Genomic DNA, 17167 nt, shown 5'->3' with positions numbered 1-17167 from the left:
GTATGGCGAGGAACGCCCCCGTGTGGGCTGAAGGGCAGGCAGGACAGACACTCGTTGTCAACGGGGTCGACAGTGGTGTTCCTCTGTGGGTGGCCGACCGGAGGCGTGAGCGGCGGATCGGGCTGCTCGGCACGGACGACCTCGACGGTGCGCTGTGGATCACCCGGTGCAGCTCGGTGCACTGCGTGGGCATGAGGTACACGATTGACGTCGTTCACGTGACGAGGACTGGGCGGGTGCTGTCCGTGCGGAGCATGCCTCCAGGACGTGTCGGTCTGCCGCGGCTGAGGGCCGCGGCCGTCGTCGAACTGCCTGCCGGACAGGCCGCCCGGCTGGGCATCGAGCCCGGTGGCCACCTGGCCAGGCGGTAGGACCCCGCCATGTGTGCCGAGCCGGCTGACGGCCCGGCCGTGTCTACCGCAGGCGCCGGGTGACCCACTCGGCGCCCAGGCGTGCCACCTCCGCCTGCGCCTCGGCGGTGTCCGCGGCCCGCACCCGGTGCAGGCGGCTGCCTTCGGGCAGCAGCGCGAAGCCCTGGGCGGCGGCGTCGGCGGTGTCCGGCAGCTCGTCGGTCAGCGCCCCCTGCAGCATGAGCACCGGCCAGGGCAGGTCGGCCATCGTCTTGTCCGGGGACTGGAGCGAGACATCGGCGAGCGTCTCCTTGCTCAGCACGTCCCACTGGCGCGGGTTGGGGTTGTCGTCGGGCAGCCGGGTCATGCCGTGACGGTCGAGCTCGTCGAGCTGCTCGGGGGAGAAGACGTTCTCCCACAGGATCGACTGCGGTCCGACCACGGCCCCCACGAGCACAGCCGTGCGCACCCGCTCCGGCCTGGCGAGCAGCGCTGCGGTCGCGCCGAAGCCGTTGGCGTGGATCGCCTGACGGACGTAGCCGTGCGAGGCCAGCCACCCGGACACCGCCTGGATGTCCTCCACCTCCCCGGCCAGGGTGATGACGTCGTCCTCGGACTGCCCCAGGCCCGAGAAGTCGAACTGGAGGGTGGCCAGCCCCTTGCCCCGGTAGGCGGCGGCGATCATGTCGAGCCGGTCGCCCAGGCCGTGACGGTCGGTAAGGAAGTCGTGGGCGAGGATGACCACGCCCTCCGACCGCATGGGAACAGGAGGTTCTGCCTCAAGGTCGAGCGCAGCGGCGTCCTCGGGCAGGTGCAGCGTCCCGGCCAGGGCGATGCCTCGGGCGGTGGCGATGCGGACCTCGGTCATAGTGGCCAACCTAGGGCAGCGCAGCCCCCGGGTCACCATCCTCTAGGAGGAGGACCCATGATTGCGCTCCCAGCGTGACCCGCCGGCGCCCCGCGCCCGCCCGCGCCCACCGCTTCGCCCGTGCCCGCCGCACCCCACCCGCGGCCACCCGGCTCCGGCGAGCCATGGTCTTGAGCGATGGTCTTGAGCGATGTTCTTGATCCACCGTCTTGATCCACGGACCTGGATTTCGCCTCCGGCTTCGGGGACGATAAGGTGGCGGAGTCCATCCAGAGCGGCTGAGAGACCTGGCTCCGCGACGCCGCAGCAACCCCGATCCGGTGGGTGCTTCCGCCAGGACCGATGGAGCCCGTATGACCCGCACGCACCCCGGCACGGGGACCTGCCGCCCGAGCCTGTCCCTCGAGCTCTTCCCGCCCCGACCCGGCCCGCACTCTTCCCAGACCTGGGGGGCGCTCGGCCGCCTGCTGCGCGCCCGGCCCGACTTCGTCTCGGTGACCTACCGCCCCCGTTTCGTGACAACGGCCGGCGGGCCGCGCGATGTGGACACGGGCCCCGGATCGCCGCGGCCCACCCGGGTGCATGTCGTCGAGGAGCACAATCCCTCCGAGGACGTCGTCGCCCACGTCCTGGACACTTCCGAGGTGCCCCTCATGGCCCACATGACCTGCATCGGCTACCGCAAGCGCGACGCCGTCGGGATCGTGCGCCGCTTCCTGGACATGGGGGTGCGTCGCTTCCTGGCACTGCGCGGCGACCCGCCCGCCGGCGTCCAGCCCGACGACGTCGTCGGCGAGCTGCCCCATGCCGAGGACCTCGTGCGCGTCATCCGGGAGGTCGAGGCCGAGTACTTCGACGACGGCGCCAGGCACCTCCAGGTGGCCGTGGCCGCCTACCCCGCCGACGTCGACCACGGGCTCGGGGTGGAGATCCTCGCCGCCAAGCAGGCCGCGGGCGCCGACCTGGCCATCAGCCAGGTCTTCTACGAGGCTGAGGACTACCTCGCACTGACCCGCTCCTGCCTCTACTCCGGGGTGAGCATGCCCATCCTTCCCGGCATCATCCCGCTGACCGACCTGCGGCGCTTGACCCGCCTGGAGTCCCTCACCGGGGTGTGCGTGCCCACCGCGCTGCGCGCCGCCCTGAGCAGCGAGGGCGCGGTCGGCACGGGCCAGGTCACCCGGGGCATCGACGCCACGCTCCGGCTGGCCACCGAGGTCCTCGAAGGGGGCGCCCCCGGCCTGCACCTTTACACCTTCAACCGCACCCGCCCCGCCCTCGACGTCATCTCCCAGCTCCGGCTCGGCGGGATCCTCTCGGGCTCCGTGCCCAGCCGCCAGGCCCAGCACGAGGTCAGCCGCGACTACCTCAACGCCAGCCCGGGAGGGGACCGGCGCGCCCACCCGGGCCCGCCGGGACCGGGCTGGCCCGCCCCTGCGCCCCGCCCTCCCGACCCCGGAGCAGGGCCCTGACCCCCCCGCACGCTACGGTGCGACCACCGTGCGACCACCGTGCGACCGCGCAACCTACCGCCCCCCGTCCGTTCCAGCACCACGACAGGAAACGAACCACCCCATGAGCACAACCGCCGCACTGCCCGCAGCCACCATCCTCGGATACCCCCGCATCGGGGCCGACCGCGAGCTCAAGCGCGCCGTCGAGGCCTACTGGCGCGGCGCCTCGGACGCCTCGACCCTGCGCGAGCAGGCCGCGGCGCTGCGCACCGCCACCCGTGAGCGCCTCACGGGCCTGGGGCTGACCGAGCCCTCCTCCGTTCCGGCGGACTTCACCCTCTACGACCAGGTCCTTCAGGTCACCGCCACCCTCGGGGCCGTTCCGGCCCGCTTCCGCGACCTCCTCGGCGTCGACCCGGCACGTCCCGGCGCCGTCGACCTCGACGGGTACTTCATCCTGGCCCGCGGCGAGGGCGACAGGCCCGCCATGGAGATGACGAAGTGGCTCGACTCCAACTACCACTACCTCGTCCCCGAGATTGACGAGACCACGCCGATCGACTACGCCGAGGCCACCATCGCCGGCCAGGTCCGCGAGGCCGTGGCGGCCGGCGTCACCCCGCGCCCGGTCGTCGTGGGGCCCGTGTCCTACCTCCTGCTGTCCAAGGCCTCCGACGAGGCCGGCGAGGACTTCCACCCGCTGGACCGCCTGGGCGACGTCGTCGACGCCTACGGCCACCTCCTGGCCGACCTACAGGCCGCGGGCGCCCAGTGGGTCCAGCTCGACGAGCCTGCCCTGACCTCCGACGCCTGGGATGTCGAGGAGGGGCGGATCCTGGCCGCCGTGCGCGACGCCTACACCTGGCTGGGGGCGATCGTCGAGCGCCCCGCGATCCTCGTGGCCGGCACCTACGGCTCCCTGGGGGAGTCGCTGCCGGTCCTGGCCTCCACCCCCATCGAGGCCGTGGCCCTCGACCTCGTGGCGGGCGCCGTGCCGCCGGCCGAGGACCTCGCGGCGCTGGCCGGCAAGTCCGTCGTCGCCGGGGTCGTGTCCGGCCGCAACATCTGGCGCACCGACCTGGCGGCCGCCCTGGACACCCTCGAGGGGCTGCGCGCCTCCCTGCCCGAGGGGACGGCGATCTCGGTGGCCACCTCGACCTCCCTGCAGCACGTGCCCCACGACGTCGAGCGCGAGACCGCGCTCGACCCGGCCGTGCGCTCCTGGCTGGCCTTCGCCGACCAAAAGGTCGGGGAGGTCCTCACCCTGGCCCGTGGTCTGGACCAGGGGCGCGAGGCCATCAGTGACGAGCTTGCCCGCGACGCCGAGCTGCGCGCCCAGCGCGCCGCCCACCCGGGCGTCAACCGCCCCGAGGTGCGTGCGGCGGTCGCCGCCGTCACCGACGCCGACCGTACCCGCGCCCCCTACGCGGCGCGCAAGGCCGCCCAGGACGAGCGCCTCGGGCTGCCCGAGCTGCCGACCACGACCATCGGCTCCTTCCCCCAGACCGCGGAGATCCGCAAGGCCCGCGCCGCCCACCGCAAGGGCGAGCTGGATGCCGCCGGCTACGACGCGGCGATGCGCGCCGAGATCGCCCGGGTCGTGTCCCTCCAGGAGGAGCTGGGCCTCGACGTCCTCGTCCACGGGGAGGCCGAGCGCAACGACATGGTCCAGTACTTCGCCGAGCTCCTCGACGGATTCAGCGCCACCGAGCACGGTTGGGTGCAGTCCTACGGCTCGCGCTGCACCCGCCCCTCGATCCTGTGGGGCGACATCACCCGCCCTGCTCCGATGACCGTGGCGTGGTCGAGCTACGCCCAGTCGCTGACCGACAAGCCGATGAAGGGGATGCTCACCGGTCCGGTGACCATTATGGCCTGGTCCTTCGTGCGCGACGATGTCCCGCGCGCCCAGGTGGCCGACCAGCTCGGCCTGGCCCTGCGCGCGGAGGTCGCCGACCTCGAGGCGGCCGGGATCGGCGTGGTCCAGGTCGACGAGCCCGCCATCCGCGAGACCCTGCCGCTGCGCCGCCAGGACCGTCCCGACTACCTCGAGTGGTCGGTGGGCTCCTTCCGCCTGGCCACCGGTGGTGCGGCGCCGTCGACCCAGATCCACACCCACCTGTGCTACTCGGAGTTCGACGTCGTCATCGACGCGGTCGACCACCTCGACGCCGACGTCACCTCCATCGAGGCCTCCCGCTCGCGCATGGACATCCTGCCGGCGGTGGCCGCCCACGGCTTCGAGCGGCAGCTCGGCCCGGGCGTGTGGGACATCCACTCCCCGCGCGTGCCCAGTGCCGAGGAGTGCACCGAGCTGCTGGAGCGGGCCGTGACCGCCCTGGGGGTCGAGCGCGTGTGGGTCAACCCCGACTGCGGTCTCAAGACCCGCGCCTACGCCGAGACCGAGGCCAGTCTGCGCAACCTCGTCGAGGCGGCGCGACGCCTGCGCCCCTGACCCGCCCGCCCCACCCCGCGCACCCTTCTCACGCCGAGATCGGTAGATATGGCACCTCGAGATCGGGACTTATGGCACCTCGAGATCGGTAGATATGACGCCGTGATGTGAAGCGGAGCCGACGACGTGCGGATCCCCGGGAACCATCCGTCCCGGGGATCCGCATGTCGTGCCGGATGCGGCGATCTCGAGGTGTCACTTGTCCCGATCTCGGCGGGGGACAGGGGGCGGGGTGAGGCGGCGGGCGGCCTCGACGGCGCGGCGGACCTGTGCCTCGTCGGTGCGCTGCGGCTCGGCCAGGGTCGTGCCTGGCGCCGTGCAGCGCATGTGCACCTCCCGGGCGCCGCTGGCCTCAATGACAGCCGCCAGGGAGTCGGGGCGCACGGCGCCCGCCGCGATGACCCTGGGTTCCCCGGCCTCGACCATCCCGCGCAGGATCTCCGCCCCCTGTGCCGCGGTGGGGGCCCCTCCGGCCGTCAGGACGTAGTCGACGCCGATCCCGCCCAGGTCGCCGTAGGCCTCGACCAGGTCGCGACAGGTGTCGATCGCCCGGTGGAAGGTGACCGGAGCACCGTCGGCCGTGTCGATGAGCAGACGCAGCAGGCCGCGGTCCACTGTGCGGTCCTCGGTGAGCGCCCCCATGACGAAGCCGAGGTCGACGGCCGGGGGCAGCGCCCTGCCGTGGCGTCCCAAGCGCTGGGGCCGGGTGTACTCGCTCATCTCCCGCGACAGGGCGGCGATGCGCCGCACGTCGGCAATCATCGAGCGGCGCTCGTCCGAGGTGAAGATGAATCCGCCGCCCCGCGGGCGGATCATGACGCGCAGTCCGAAGGGGGCGCCCTCAGGGCGCTCGGCCCACCGCGGCCCCGTTACGGCCCGTCGATGCGCGACCTCCTCGGCGGCTGCGAAGATCGCCGCCTCGACCGTGCCGATCGACGGCGTTGTCCCCCCGACGGCCAGGTTGTCGCACAGCTCCGCCCGGTCGGCGCCGGCTCGGGCCGACAAGCGCACACCCTCGACGTCCTCGACGCAGGTCTCGACGACGACATGGGCCGGGTCACGCCACGGCGTCTCGGTTTGGGGGGCCGTGTGGTGGCGCAGGGAGGGCGCGGCTCCTGAAAGCCTCATCGCGTTCATGGACAGGAGTGTGTCACGGACGGCGCCACCGTGTCCCCGTCCCAGGGCTGCTCATCGCGGCTCGGTCGGGTGTGCGCGCCGGTCCTCCTGGAGGGGCGTCCGGCTGGAAAGGCGACCGGCCCGACTCAGGACTCGCGGCTGCGGGTGGCCGGCTCGCGCAGGTCGGCGGTCGCCGAGGAGGTCACGACCGTGGTGTGGGTGACCAGGCCGCTGGGGTCGACGGCGGCGACGAAGGCGCGTCCGCCCATGAGCACCCCGAGCAGGATGAGGATGGCGCTGCCGATCATCGCCAGGACCTGGAGCGCGCCGGCGCCTGTGCGCAGGATGCCGACGCCTTTGCTCCCGGCGACGGCCTGGCGGATCTCGAGGCTCCGGGCGAGGCTGGCGGGTGTGGTGCTGTTCATGAGGGCCTCCGTGGTCTGGACGGCCGGGGCGGGTGCCCCGGTGTGGAACCAGTTGACCTCCTGGGCCTGTCGGGACAACCGGCGTGCGCTGTGGGGCGTCTGTGCACCGGGAGCGCCGGTCCCGCCGCGCTCGCTCCGGCTGCCCGGCGATGCGGCTACGACAGCCAATTTTATGACGCTGCGTCATGATGTACTCTTCGCAGTGAACGACCACCGGCTCGAACGGCCGGCTCCGGCGGGCGACGCCGGCCGGCCGTCGACGAGTGCTTGACGCCCGCATGCCCGAGGAGAAAGCCCGATGCCTCACCCGTCGCCTGAGGATCGACCCGGCGCCCGTGTCCCGGTCGGCACCCGCAGCGGCCGCCGGGCCAATACGGCCGCGGCCGCGCTGACGGTCGTCTCCTGTCTGGCCGAGGCATGGGCGCTCATCTGCCTGGCCCGGGCCATCACCTCCCTGGCGGCGAGCGCGGGCCTGCTCAGCGCGTGGCCGGCCGTGGACACCCCCGGTGCTGCTCTCGTCGAGGCGGGCACGGCGGCGCTCATCTCGGCGCTGGCCGCCACCGCCGTCCAGCTCATCGCCCGCCGCAGCGCCGCCACTGAGGAGGGCGAGCTGCGCCGCCGCGCCCTGGCCCACCTGTTCGACCTCGGCCCGGCTCACGCCGGATCGGCCCGCTCAGGGGCGACGATCAGCCTCCTGACCGACGGCGTCGAGCGTGTCGCCCTGTACCGCCAGACCTTCCTGGCCCCGACCATCGCGGCGGCCGCCGCACCGCTGCTCGTCCTCCTCCTGGTGGGCGTGACGGTGGACGGCCCACCGGCCGCCGTCCTGGCCGCAGCCTTCATCCTCGTCCCCGCCGTCATCGTGGGCTTCCACCGGCGTTTCCGCCGCTCCTCGTCGGCCTCGCGCGCTCAGCGCACCCGCCTGAGCGCGGAGTATCTCGACGCCATCCAGGGCCTGACGACCCTCGTCCTGGCGCGTGCCGCCGAGCGCCGGTCCCGTGAGCTGCGCGCCGCGGGCGAGGACAACCGCCGGGCCGTCATGGGGCTGCTCGCAGGCAACCAGACGGTCATCCTGGTCACCGACGCCCTGTTCTCCTTGTTCCTCGTGACGGCCTCGACCGGCATGGCCCTGGCACGCCTGGAGTCGGGAAGCATCGGGCTGGACGGCGCCCTCGCCCTGGTCCTCGTCTCCCTCGTGCTCCTCGTGCCGCTCGACCATGTCGGGGCCTTCTTCTACGTCGGCATGGGCGGCCTGGCCAACCAGCGCGCCCTGCGCGCCCTCCTGGGCCGTCGGCGCACCGACCGGCCTGATCGGGCCCACCGGGGCGACCGAACCGATCCGGGCGACCGGGCAGACCTCGCAGCCCAGGCCGACCGGCAGGCTCCCGCCGTTCCCGGAGGGGCACTGCCCAGCACGACGCCGCAGGCACCCGGCCGGCCGCCGTCCCGGCAGGCCGCCGTTAGTCTCCGTGGTGTGACGGCCACCTGGGGCCAGCGGGGAGCCGCCGTCCTCAGCGACGTCGACCTCGAGGTCGCCCCCGGTGAGAGGCTCGCCGTGGTCGGACCCTCGGGATCGGGCAAGTCCACCCTCCTGTCCCTGCTGTCCGGCGACCTCCTGCCCGCGGCCGGAACGGTCCGCGTAGGGACGGTCGTGGCGAGCGCCGCCACCCAGGACCAGGTGCGGGCCGCCAGCGCCGTCGTGGCCCAGACGACCTGGCTGTTCACCGGGACGATCGCCGACAACCTGCGCCTGGCCGACCCCGACGCCACCGACGAGCGCCTGTGGGTCGCCCTGGAGACCGCCGGACTGGCCCAGGAGGTCCGCCGCATGCCCGAGGGCCTGGGCACCCAGGTCGGCGAGCAGGGCATGGGTCTGTCCGGCGGCCAGGCTCAGCGGGTGTCCCTGGCCCGGGCCTTCCTGGCCGACCGGCCCCTGCTGCTCCTCGACGAGCCCACCAGCCAGGTGGACCTGACCAGCGAGGCGCGGATCATCGAGGCAATCGACCGGATCTCGGCGGGGCGCACCGTCGTCACCGTCTCCCACCGGGCCGGGGCGCTGAGCGGCGCCGACCGGGTCATCGCCGTTGAGGCCGGAGGTCTGCGATGAGCACTCGGGACGAGAGCGTGCCCTCCAACGAGCCGGCCCGCACCACCGCGGGGGCCCGGGCCACCGTCCCCTCCCGCCGGACGCTGGTGGCCTGGCTGCTGTCCGTGACCCGCCCCGTCCTGCCTCCCCTGCTGGGCTCGGCGGCCTGCCGGGTCCTGGACCACCTGGCCGGGGTGGGCCTGTTCGCGCTCGCGGCGCATGCCGTGGTCGTCGCGGCGCTGGCCCTGGCCGACGGACGGCAGCCCGGCGCCGTGTGGCGGACCGTCGTGGCGATGGCGGGCCTGTCCCTGCTCAAGGCGCTCCTGCGCTACGGCGAGCAGTTCCTCGGGCACCTCGTCGCCTTCGCCTCCCTGGAGCTGCTGCGTGCCCAGATCTTCAGTGCCCTGGCCCCACGGGCCCCCAGGGTAACCGTGACCTCCCGCTCCGGCGACCTGCTGGCGCGGGCGACCAAGGACGTCGACCGGATCGAGGTCTTCTTCGCCCACACCTTCGCCCCCGCCGTCTGCGCCGCCACCGTGCCGCCGACCGTCCTGGCCGTCATCGGTGGCTCGGTGTCCTGGTGGGCCGCCGGCGCGGGCGCGCTCACACTGGCCCTGGCGATCCTGGCCGTGCCCGCGGCGGGTTGGGGGGCCGGCCTGGCTTCCTCCCGACGGCGGGCGGCGGCACGCGCCGGACTCACCCAGCACGTCGCCGACTCCGTCCAGGGCCTGGCCGAGGTCGTCGGCTACGGGCGCAGCGCTGAGCGCATGGCCCAGACCGCAGGCCTCGACCGGGAGGTCGTCGGGGCCGGGGCGCCGGCCGCCCTCGCCGCCTCCCTGCGCCGCGGCGGTGTCCAGCTGCTCGTCCTGGCCGGGCCGGTGGCCGTCGTGGCCGCAGGGGCCGGGGCCGTGCGTGCGGGGACGGCGAGCATCGCCGCCCTGGCGGCCGCCGCGGCGGCAGTGCTGCGCCTGAGCGAGACGGTGCGCGGGGTCGAGGACTTCACCGCGGCGCTGGGCGACTCCTTGGCCGCCGCCGAGCGCGTTCACGCGGTGGTCACGGCGCCGGTCGAGCTGCCCGACGGCGGCCTCGACCTGGCCCCGGCGCCGGCGCACGAGCTCGTCTGGGACGAGGTGGTCTACACCTACCCCGGTGCCTCGCGGCCCGCCCTGGAGGGAGTGTCGTTGCGCGCACGCGCCGGGCGGTGGACGAGCCTGGTCGGTGCCTCCGGCTCGGGCAAGACGACCGTGGTCCAGCTCGCCCTGCGCTTCGACGATCCGTCGGGCGGCCGCGTGCTCGTCGACGACGCCGATGTGCGTGACCTGAGCGCCGAGTCCCTGCGCGGCGAGCTCGCCCTGGTCACCCAGCGCGCGCACATGTTCCGCGCAACGGTCGCCCAGAACCTGCGGCTGGGCGCCCCCGGAGCGCAGGACGCCGAGCTGGAGGCGGCGTGCCGCGTGGCCTGCGTGCACGAGGAGGTGGTGGCCATGGAGGACGGGTACCGCACCGTCATCGGGGAGCGGGGCGCTACTGTCTCCGGGGGGCAGCGTCAGCGGCTCGCGCTGGCCCGGGCGCTGCTCCAGCGCCCCAGCGTGCTCATCCTCGACGAGTTCACCAGCCACCTCGACCCGGCCCTCGAGGCGCGGGTGCGGGAGTCGGTGCGCCGATGGGCGGCCGTGGGCCGGGGCGAGGGCCGGCCGGTCACCGTCGTCGAGGTGACGCACCGCCTGCACGACATCGCCGTCTCCGACCACGTCGTCGTGCTCGACCAGGGGCGCGTCGTGCAGGAGGGCGGGCCGGCCGAGCTCCTCGCGGTCGAGGACGGCCCGCTGTGCCGCCTGCTCGCCCGCGAGTCCTGAGCGCAGCTCGCCGCCGCGGGGCCCCGATGCCGGTGCCCCGCCCGCTGGTGGCGCCCTCGGTCCGCGCCGCCCCCGACCGGCCACGGGGCCTGTCTCAGGGCCGGGCTCAGACGTCCTCGACGTCCTCGTAGGACCGGGGGTCCTCGATGGGCTCGAGGTGCGCCGAGACCCGGAGGTTGGCGTCGACGCGGACGAGCTCGTCGATGAGCTCCTCGGTGAAGTCGTGCCCCTGCTTGACGCTCCAGGCTCCGGGCACGAGGACATGGATGTGGGCGAAGCGCCGGCTGCCGGCCTCGCGCACCCGCACGGCGTGGAAGTCGATCCTGCCCTCGTGGCGGTGCCGGTCGAGGACCTCGTTGATCGCCGCCAGCGCCTCGGCGCTGGGCGCGACATCCATCAGCCCGTTGATCGACTCCTTGATGACCTTGTACCCCGACCACATGATGTTGAGCCCGGCGCCGAGGGCCACCACGGCGTCAAGCACCGGCATCTCGAAGAGCGCGACGAGCCCGACTCCCAGGAGCACGGCCACGGAGGTGACGACGTCGGTGGCCAGGTGCTTGGAGTCCGCCAGCAGGGTGGCCGAGCGCTCGGCACGGCCCTTGCGGTAGAGCACCCACGCGACGGCGCCGTTGATGACCGAGGCGCCCACCGAGATCGCCAGGCCAATGCCGAGCTGGACGGGCATGACCGGGGTGATGATCCGCTCGACCGACGACACGACGATGAAGGCCGCGGCCGCGAAGATCATGACCCCCTCGGTGATTGCCGAGAAGTACTCGGCCTTGGAGTGCCCGAACTGGTGGTCCTCGTCGGCCGGCTTGATCGAGATCTTGAGGACGATGAGCGCGACGACGGCCGCCACGAGGTTGACGAGGGACTCGGCGGCATCCGACAGCAGACCCACCGATCCGGTCAGCCAGGCGGCGAAGGCCTTCATGCCGATGGTGGCCAAGGCGGCGCCAATGGACAACCAGGCGTAGGCGCTGAGGTCGGTGGGCGGAGCGTAGCGGGGGGATGTCACCCCGTCAGTCTGCCGCAGGCCCCGTCCTCGTCCGACTCAGGGTTTCGGTCGACCGTTCCGGCGGCGCTCGGGGCAGGATAACGGCGTGACCGCCTATGATCTCGTCTCCTCGACCACCCTGTCGGGCACCTTCCGGGTCCTGGACCTGTGCGGCGTCCTGCTCAACGGCATCCTGGGCGGCCTCATCGCCCGCAGGAGGAACTTCGACGCGGTCGGCTTCGTGGTCCTGGCGATGCTGACGGCCACGGCCGGCGGAATTCTGCGCGACCTCATGATCCAGGCGGGGCCTCCCTTCGCGCTGACCGACCCGTACTACCTCTACACCGCCTGCGCCGGAGCGGCCATCGCCTGGTGGATCCCCTTCACCTCGCGCCCGGCCCGTCGCTTCCTCGTCGTCGCCGACGCCGTCGTGCTGGGCACGTGGGCGGCGACCGGCGCCTCCAAGGCACTGTCCAACGGTCTGGGGGTCATGCCCTCCCTGCTCCTGGGATGCCTGACCGCGATCGGCGGCTCGATGATCCGGGACGTGTCGGTGGGGGAGACGCCGGCGGTCTTCGGCGGCAACAAGCTCTACGCCGTGCCTGCCCTGTGCTCGGCCGCCACCGAGGTCGCACTGGTCCGGCTCGGCCTGCCCGAGGCGGTGGCCATGCTGGCGGCCACGCTCGTCGGCGCGGTGACCTGCCTCATGGCCTACTGGAGGTCCTGGAAGCTCCCGGTCGTCGGGGACCGGGAGCGACGACGGGCGGAGCGCTCGGGGGCGGCGCGGTGTCGGCCCGTCGGCGGGACGGTGGCCACCGGGTGGCGCCGGACCCTGCTCGCCCGTCCCAGGCGTCCGGCCAAGGGTCCTGCGGCGCGCAGGCGTCGTCACGTGGACCCCGAGGACCTCTGAGACGAGTGATGACCGCCTCGAGGGCTGCGGCCCGCGCGGAGGCGGGGCGGGTGCGCCCCGTGCGGACGGCGGCGCCAGTGAGGACGGCGCGTCCTGCGGGCCGGCCGTTCAGGGGGCCGGGCGGACCTCGGCATCGTCGACCTGCACCGGCGAGGTGGACTGCGGCGCGGGGGCGCCGAAGAGCCGCTCCTTGACCGCGTCGGCGACCTTGTCGGTGACGACCTCGCCCTGCTGACGCACGAAGGCGCCCGCGCGGCTCGAGGCCGCGTCGACCTTGTCGCGCACGTAGGGCTGCTCGGCGAGGCGGGAGGCGGCGGTCTTCATCCGCTCGTACTGCGCTCGCCCGGCACGGGTGCCCAGCACGTAGCCGGCGCCGAGTCCGAGGAGGAAGGGGATCTTGCTCGCCATGGTGCCTCCTGAAGGCGGATCGAGGGCAGGTGTGTCGGCCTTACTCTAGATGATCGATCCCCGGGGGTGGAGCGGGAGCCTCAGGCCGGGCGCACGTGCCCCGGACCCACGCCCTCCGCGAGATCGGGACATATGGCACCGCGAGATCGGGACATATGACACGGCGGGGCGCAGCACCGACCTGAGGCAGGCGCTCCGCCACCGGTCGGGTCGGGAGCCCGCCGCGCCTGGTCGGCGGGCACCCCTGCAGGTCAGCCACACCTCGCTTAGGTAAGACTTTCGTTGCTATACAGCCAAAATCATTAGATTTACCGTTGAAGGGTGAACACGATCAGCACCTCCCACCCGACGCGCGACAGCCTCCTGTCCCCGATGGACGCCGGGCCCCTGCCCGGTCAGGCGGGTGCCCACTGCCCCACCGCCGTCTGGCTTGCACCGGTGGCGCGCACCGCGGACAGCCCCGGCGGTGGTCCGCGCCCGGGTCCCCGGGAGAAGACTCGCGAGCCCCAGGACGGCGACGAGGCCCAGGACCATGGCGCGACGGCGCGCGACGCCGCCTCCTTACTGGCCAAGCGACTCAACTGGCTGCGCGCGGGCGTCCTGGGCGCGAATGACGGCGTCGTCTCCGTGGCGGGTCTGGTCATCGGTGTCGCCGCCGCCGACCCGACCAACACCGGCGCGATCGTCGCGGCGGGTGTCGCAGGCATCCTGGCGGGCGCGGTGTCGATGGCGGCCGGGGAGTACGTGTCGGTCTCGACACAGTCCGACACCGAGAGGGCGCTGGTCGAGCGCCAGCGCGCCGAGCTGGCGGCCGATCCCGCCGCGGGCGTCGACGAGCTCGCCTCCCACTACCGGGACAAGGGACTGTCGGCGGCCACAGCCCGGCAGGTCGCCATCGAGCTGAGCGCGCACGACGCGGTCGGTGCGCATCTCGACGCCGAGCTGGGCCTGCGCGAGGACGACTACACCAACCCGTGGCACGCGGCGCTGTCGAGCGCCGTCGCCTTCACAATCGGCTCGATGCTGCCGATGCTGGCGATCGTCCTGCTGCCGGTGTCGGTCCAGATCCCGCTCACCTTCGTGGCGGTGCTGCTGGGCCTGGCCCTGACCGGTGGGGTCTCCGCGCACCTGGGTTATGCGCCCGTACGTCCCGCGATCCTGCGCGTCGTCGCCGGCGGGGCGCTGGCGATGGCCGTGACCTGGTGCATCGGCCACCTCATCGGCGTCAGCGTCTGACTGCGTGACCGCCTGCCCCGCGGCCCCGGTGGCTCGGGCGGCCCCGGCGGCTTATGCCTCGGCGGCGAGCAGCCCGGGAGGCAGGCGGCGGGCCAGGGTGTAACCGTCGGCGCCGACGACGACGGGCACGTCGGCCTCGGCCAGCGTGCGTGCCTCAGGGCCCAGCCCGGTGGGATGGGCGAGCTGGGTGCCGGCCAGGACATGCTCGGCGGGGCTCAGGCGCCGGATCGCCACCGCGGCCACGCGGTCGGAGTGCTCGCGGGCGACCTCGCCGTAGATGAGCGGGTCGTGCTGGCCGTCGTCGCCGACAAGCACCCAACTGACCTCCGGCAGGTCGATCATGAGACGGCGCAGGCCCGTGCGCTTGTGCTCGATGCCCGAGCGGAACAGGCCGGTGTTGGTCGGTCCCCAGTCGGTCATGAGCATCGGCCCGCGCGGGAATCCGTGGCGCCTGAAGAAGGCCCGGTGGGTGGGCACGACGTTCCACGCACCGGTGGACAGGTAGATGACCGGGGTGCCGGGATGGGCCTGCTGGATGCCGGTGAGCAGCTGCGCCATGCCCGGCACGGGCTCGCGCCTCGAGGTGTGCTTGACCAGCTGGTTCCATGCCGCGACGAACATGCGGGGCACATGGGAGACCATGGCAGTGTCGTCGATGTCGGAGACGACGCCCAGCCGCGGCCCGGGGGCGACGATCAGCAGTGACGCCCGCACCGTGGGGGTGCCGGCGGCCTCGATGCTCGCCTCGTGCCAGCCCGGGGCCAGGCCGTGACCGCGCACGACGACGTCGACGTAACCGTTGCGGTCGGCCCGGGTGCGCACCGAAGCGGCACCGACCCGCACGGTCACCGGCAGGTAGGGCACCGGCACGTCGATGAACATCCGCCATCCGCGCTGAGCGGCCAGGAGGTTGGTCGCCGTGATGTCGCGGACCGCGCGCACGTCCCGAGCTGAGGTGGGGATCTCCTCGGGCAGGCGTGCGAACAGCGGCCCCTCCTTCGGGGCGTCGTGGGGACGCAGGACCATGCGCGCCAGGACGCGAGCCATGTCCCCCTCACCCTGCCGCCGGTGCCCGTTGGCGGAGGACCCGTAGCCGTCGTAGGGGATGACGCGTGGTCGCCACCCGCGGCGTCGCAGGACGGGGATCGTGTCGTGGTGGAACTGGTCCTCGACGGCACGGGCGATGGCGGAGAAAGGCACGGGCAGATCTTACGGTGAGTTCGGCCCCGGCCCCACACGTTATAGCGTTCGCCGACAGGTCAGGGCTTCCGCCGGTTCGCGCTGGCCAGCCTGGCAGGTGCCCCACGTGAGGACCTGGACAAGCTCGTCGACGACGACACGGTCAGCCACCCGGGGACGGCAGCACAGCAGGTGGGTGCCGAGCACCGGTGGGACCAGCACCTCGAACCGGCCCCAGACCGCCGTCGGGCCGGCTCAGTCGGGCGGGTTCTGTCTGGCCGGCTCAGTTGGGCCGGTGGCGGCGCCCCGTGGGTCCGTGTCAGGGGTGCCGGGGGCCTGTGCGGCCCCGGCCCGGGCGGCGCGGCGCCAGGGGATCTCGCGCCACAGAACCGCCCCGGCGGCAAGCGCGAACCACGTGTAGGACGATCCGACGGCGCCGGCCCACAGGGGCCAGTCCTGCTCGACGTGGTTCTGCTCGGGGAACCACCACTGCATCGCCAGTGCGAAGACGGCCGCCCCCATGAGCGCGGTCACCCACAGCGCCGGGCTCTGCCACCGGTGGGCGGCTGCCGTCAGCGCGATGAGCAGCGGCAGGCACCACACCCAGTGGTGCGACCAGGTGATCGGGGACACGAGTAGTCCCGCGGTCATGGTGACGACGAGTCCCAGGAGCATGACGAGCCCGTCGTCGGCCTCGCGCGTCCGGCGATCGGCCGCGGTGCCGTCGGCGCCAGCAGGACCGCCGTCCCCGGCCACACCGCTGAGGACACGGCCGAGGATTCCACGGGAGCGCTGAGCGGCGGGGCCCCAGCGTTGCGGCGTCAGCGCGACGAGAAGGGCGGAGGCAACCAGCAGCACGATGAGGGAGCCGAGGGCCCAGGCGGGGCGCCACGCCTGCTCGGGAAGCCAACGGGCCACGAGCCCCATGATGTTCTGGTTGCCCGAGTAGTCGCTCAGCCCGGCACGACCCGGATCCCACATCGCCGAGCCGAAGAACTCGGCGGACTCCGCAGGCCACACCACCCAGCACAGCGCGGTCACGCCCAGCGCGGTGAGTACCATCGTTGCCGCGGCCCGCAGCTCGCAGCGCGCCAGCAGGACGAGCACCGCGATGGCCGGGGTCAGCTTGAAGGCCGCCGCAAGCCCGCTGAGCACCCCGCGCCACCGCGAGCGCTTGGGCACGACGAGCAGGTCGAGGGCCACCAGCGCCATGAGAATGGCGTTGACCTGGCCGTACTCCATCGTCTTGGGCAGTGGCTCCAGGACGATCACCCCGGCGGCGGCCAGCCACGGCGCGCCGCCGCGGGCCACGGAGCGGGCCACGCCCAAGGCGCGCAGCACCGCCCACGCGGCCGCCGTCGCGCACACCGGTGTGGCGGCCACGAGCAGGACCTGGGCCGTGCGGTCGCTTCCCCAGGTCAACGGTGTGAAGACCGCAGCGGCGAAGGGAGGGTAGGTGAAGGGCCACAGGTGGTCCGCCGGATTGGCGTACCAGTCGTACAGGCTCCCGCCGGCATGCCACTGCGCCACTGCGTGGTAGTAGATCCAGGCGTCGAGCTTGAACAGGCCGGCGCCGTCCTTGTCCCACAGACTCGGATAGCACGTAGCGGCCAGCACGAGCCACCCGCAGACCACGGCTGCTGGCGCGCTGAGCGCGCGTCTCAGGGATTGCACGCCTGGCAGTCTAGATGAGTGATTCCAGGGGGTGGCCTGGGTGACACGGGGCTGGGCGACACGGGTCCGGAGCCGAGGTCCCGAGTCGGGTGCCCTCCCCCTCGCCGAGATCGGGAGATATGGCACCTCGAGATCGGGACATATGAC

The 17167-nt window shown here is 73.3% G+C and carries 14 protein-coding genes and 1 riboswitch; of the genes, 7 read left to right on the top strand and 7 right to left on the bottom strand.

Annotation, left to right across the window (positions count from 1 at the left end):
• Positions 1-2: 2 nt before the first annotated feature.
• Positions 3-371, top strand: coding sequence for a DUF192 domain-containing protein (locus tag Q4C85_RS04850; protein ID WP_303140200.1), 369 nt, complete (start codon positions 3-5; stop codon positions 369-371).
• Between the two features lie 43 nt (positions 372-414).
• Here the strand turns inward: Q4C85_RS04850 and Q4C85_RS04845 are convergent, their stop codons facing one another.
• Positions 415-1218: an alpha/beta hydrolase gene (locus Q4C85_RS04845; protein ID WP_303140198.1), complete on the bottom strand. Its 804-nt coding sequence runs from the start codon at positions 1216-1218 to the stop codon at positions 415-417.
• Between the two features lie 262 nt (positions 1219-1480).
• Positions 1481-1567: riboswitch (SAM riboswitch) on the top strand.
• A gap of 4 nt (positions 1568-1571) precedes the next feature.
• On the opposite strand from Q4C85_RS04845, the gene Q4C85_RS04840 reads away from it, so the two are divergent.
• Positions 1572-2690, top strand: coding sequence for a methylenetetrahydrofolate reductase (locus Q4C85_RS04840; protein WP_303140196.1), 1119 nt, complete (start codon positions 1572-1574; stop codon positions 2688-2690).
• Between the two features lie 103 nt (positions 2691-2793).
• The gene (gene metE / locus Q4C85_RS04835) at positions 2794-5127 is read left to right on the top strand and encodes a 5-methyltetrahydropteroyltriglutamate--homocysteine S-methyltransferase (RefSeq protein WP_303140194.1); all 2334 of its coding nucleotides are present in this window, start codon (positions 2794-2796) and stop codon (positions 5125-5127) included.
• 195 nt (positions 5128-5322) lie between these two features.
• Here the strand turns inward: metE and Q4C85_RS04830 are convergent, their stop codons facing one another.
• Both Q4C85_RS04830 and Q4C85_RS04825 read right to left on the bottom strand, forming a co-directional pair.
• Positions 5323-6255, bottom strand: coding sequence for a copper homeostasis protein CutC (locus Q4C85_RS04830; RefSeq protein ID WP_303140192.1), 933 nt, complete (start codon positions 6253-6255; stop codon positions 5323-5325).
• Between the two features lie 134 nt (positions 6256-6389).
• Positions 6390-6668 (bottom strand): hypothetical protein, encoded by a 279-nt coding sequence (locus Q4C85_RS04825; protein WP_303140190.1) that lies wholly within the window; start codon positions 6666-6668, stop codon positions 6390-6392.
• A gap of 298 nt (positions 6669-6966) precedes the next feature.
• Between Q4C85_RS04825 and Q4C85_RS04820 the strand changes: the two genes are divergently transcribed.
• Positions 6967-8775 carry an ABC transporter ATP-binding protein gene (locus tag Q4C85_RS04820; RefSeq protein ID WP_303140187.1) on the top strand — a complete coding sequence of 603 codons (1809 nt, stop codon included), beginning with the start codon at positions 6967-6969 and terminating at the stop codon, positions 8773-8775.
• Entirely contained in the window at positions 8772-10610 is a 1839-nt protein-coding gene (locus Q4C85_RS04815; protein ID WP_303140185.1) for an ABC transporter ATP-binding protein, read from the top strand. The genes Q4C85_RS04820 and Q4C85_RS04815 overlap by 4 nt, the downstream gene beginning before the upstream one ends.
• Positions 10611-10716: 106 nt before the next feature.
• Here Q4C85_RS04815 and Q4C85_RS04810 read toward each other — a convergent pair whose 3' ends face one another.
• Positions 10717-11634 carry a cation diffusion facilitator family transporter gene (locus Q4C85_RS04810; RefSeq protein WP_303140183.1) on the bottom strand — a complete coding sequence of 306 codons (918 nt, stop codon included), beginning with the start codon at positions 11632-11634 and terminating at the stop codon, positions 10717-10719.
• An 85-nt stretch (positions 11635-11719) separates the two neighbouring features.
• Between Q4C85_RS04810 and Q4C85_RS04805 the strand changes: the two genes are divergently transcribed.
• On the top strand, positions 11720-12523 hold the full coding sequence (locus Q4C85_RS04805; protein ID WP_303140180.1) for a trimeric intracellular cation channel family protein: 804 nt from the start codon (positions 11720-11722) through the stop codon (positions 12521-12523).
• Between the two features lie 108 nt (positions 12524-12631).
• Here Q4C85_RS04805 and Q4C85_RS04800 read toward each other — a convergent pair whose 3' ends face one another.
• The gene (locus Q4C85_RS04800) at positions 12632-12931 is read right to left on the bottom strand and encodes a YtxH domain-containing protein (protein WP_303140178.1); all 300 of its coding nucleotides are present in this window, start codon (positions 12929-12931) and stop codon (positions 12632-12634) included.
• 321 nt (positions 12932-13252) lie between these two features.
• Between Q4C85_RS04800 and Q4C85_RS04795 the strand changes: the two genes are divergently transcribed.
• A complete protein-coding gene (locus Q4C85_RS04795) occupies positions 13253-14167 on the top strand; it encodes a VIT family protein (protein ID WP_303140175.1) in 915 nt (304 codons plus the stop codon).
• Positions 14168-14218: 51 nt separating this feature from the next.
• Here Q4C85_RS04795 and Q4C85_RS04790 read toward each other — a convergent pair whose 3' ends face one another.
• Both Q4C85_RS04790 and Q4C85_RS04785 read right to left on the bottom strand, forming a co-directional pair.
• Positions 14219-15367, bottom strand: a complete 1149-nt coding sequence (locus tag Q4C85_RS04790; protein WP_303140172.1) for an App1 family protein — start codon at positions 15365-15367, stop codon at positions 14219-14221.
• 234 nt (positions 15368-15601) lie between these two features.
• Positions 15602-17020 (bottom strand): glycosyltransferase 87 family protein, encoded by a 1419-nt coding sequence (locus Q4C85_RS04785; RefSeq protein ID WP_303140169.1) that lies wholly within the window; start codon positions 17018-17020, stop codon positions 15602-15604.
• Positions 17021-17167 lie beyond the last annotated feature (147 nt).

Source organism: Actinomyces sp., assembly GCF_030524025.1.
Classification (GTDB): Bacteria; Actinomycetota; Actinomycetes; order Actinomycetales; family Actinomycetaceae; genus Actinomyces.
The sequence above is the reverse complement of the archived record's forward strand: the minus strand, read 5'-3'. Positions and strand labels throughout refer to the sequence as shown.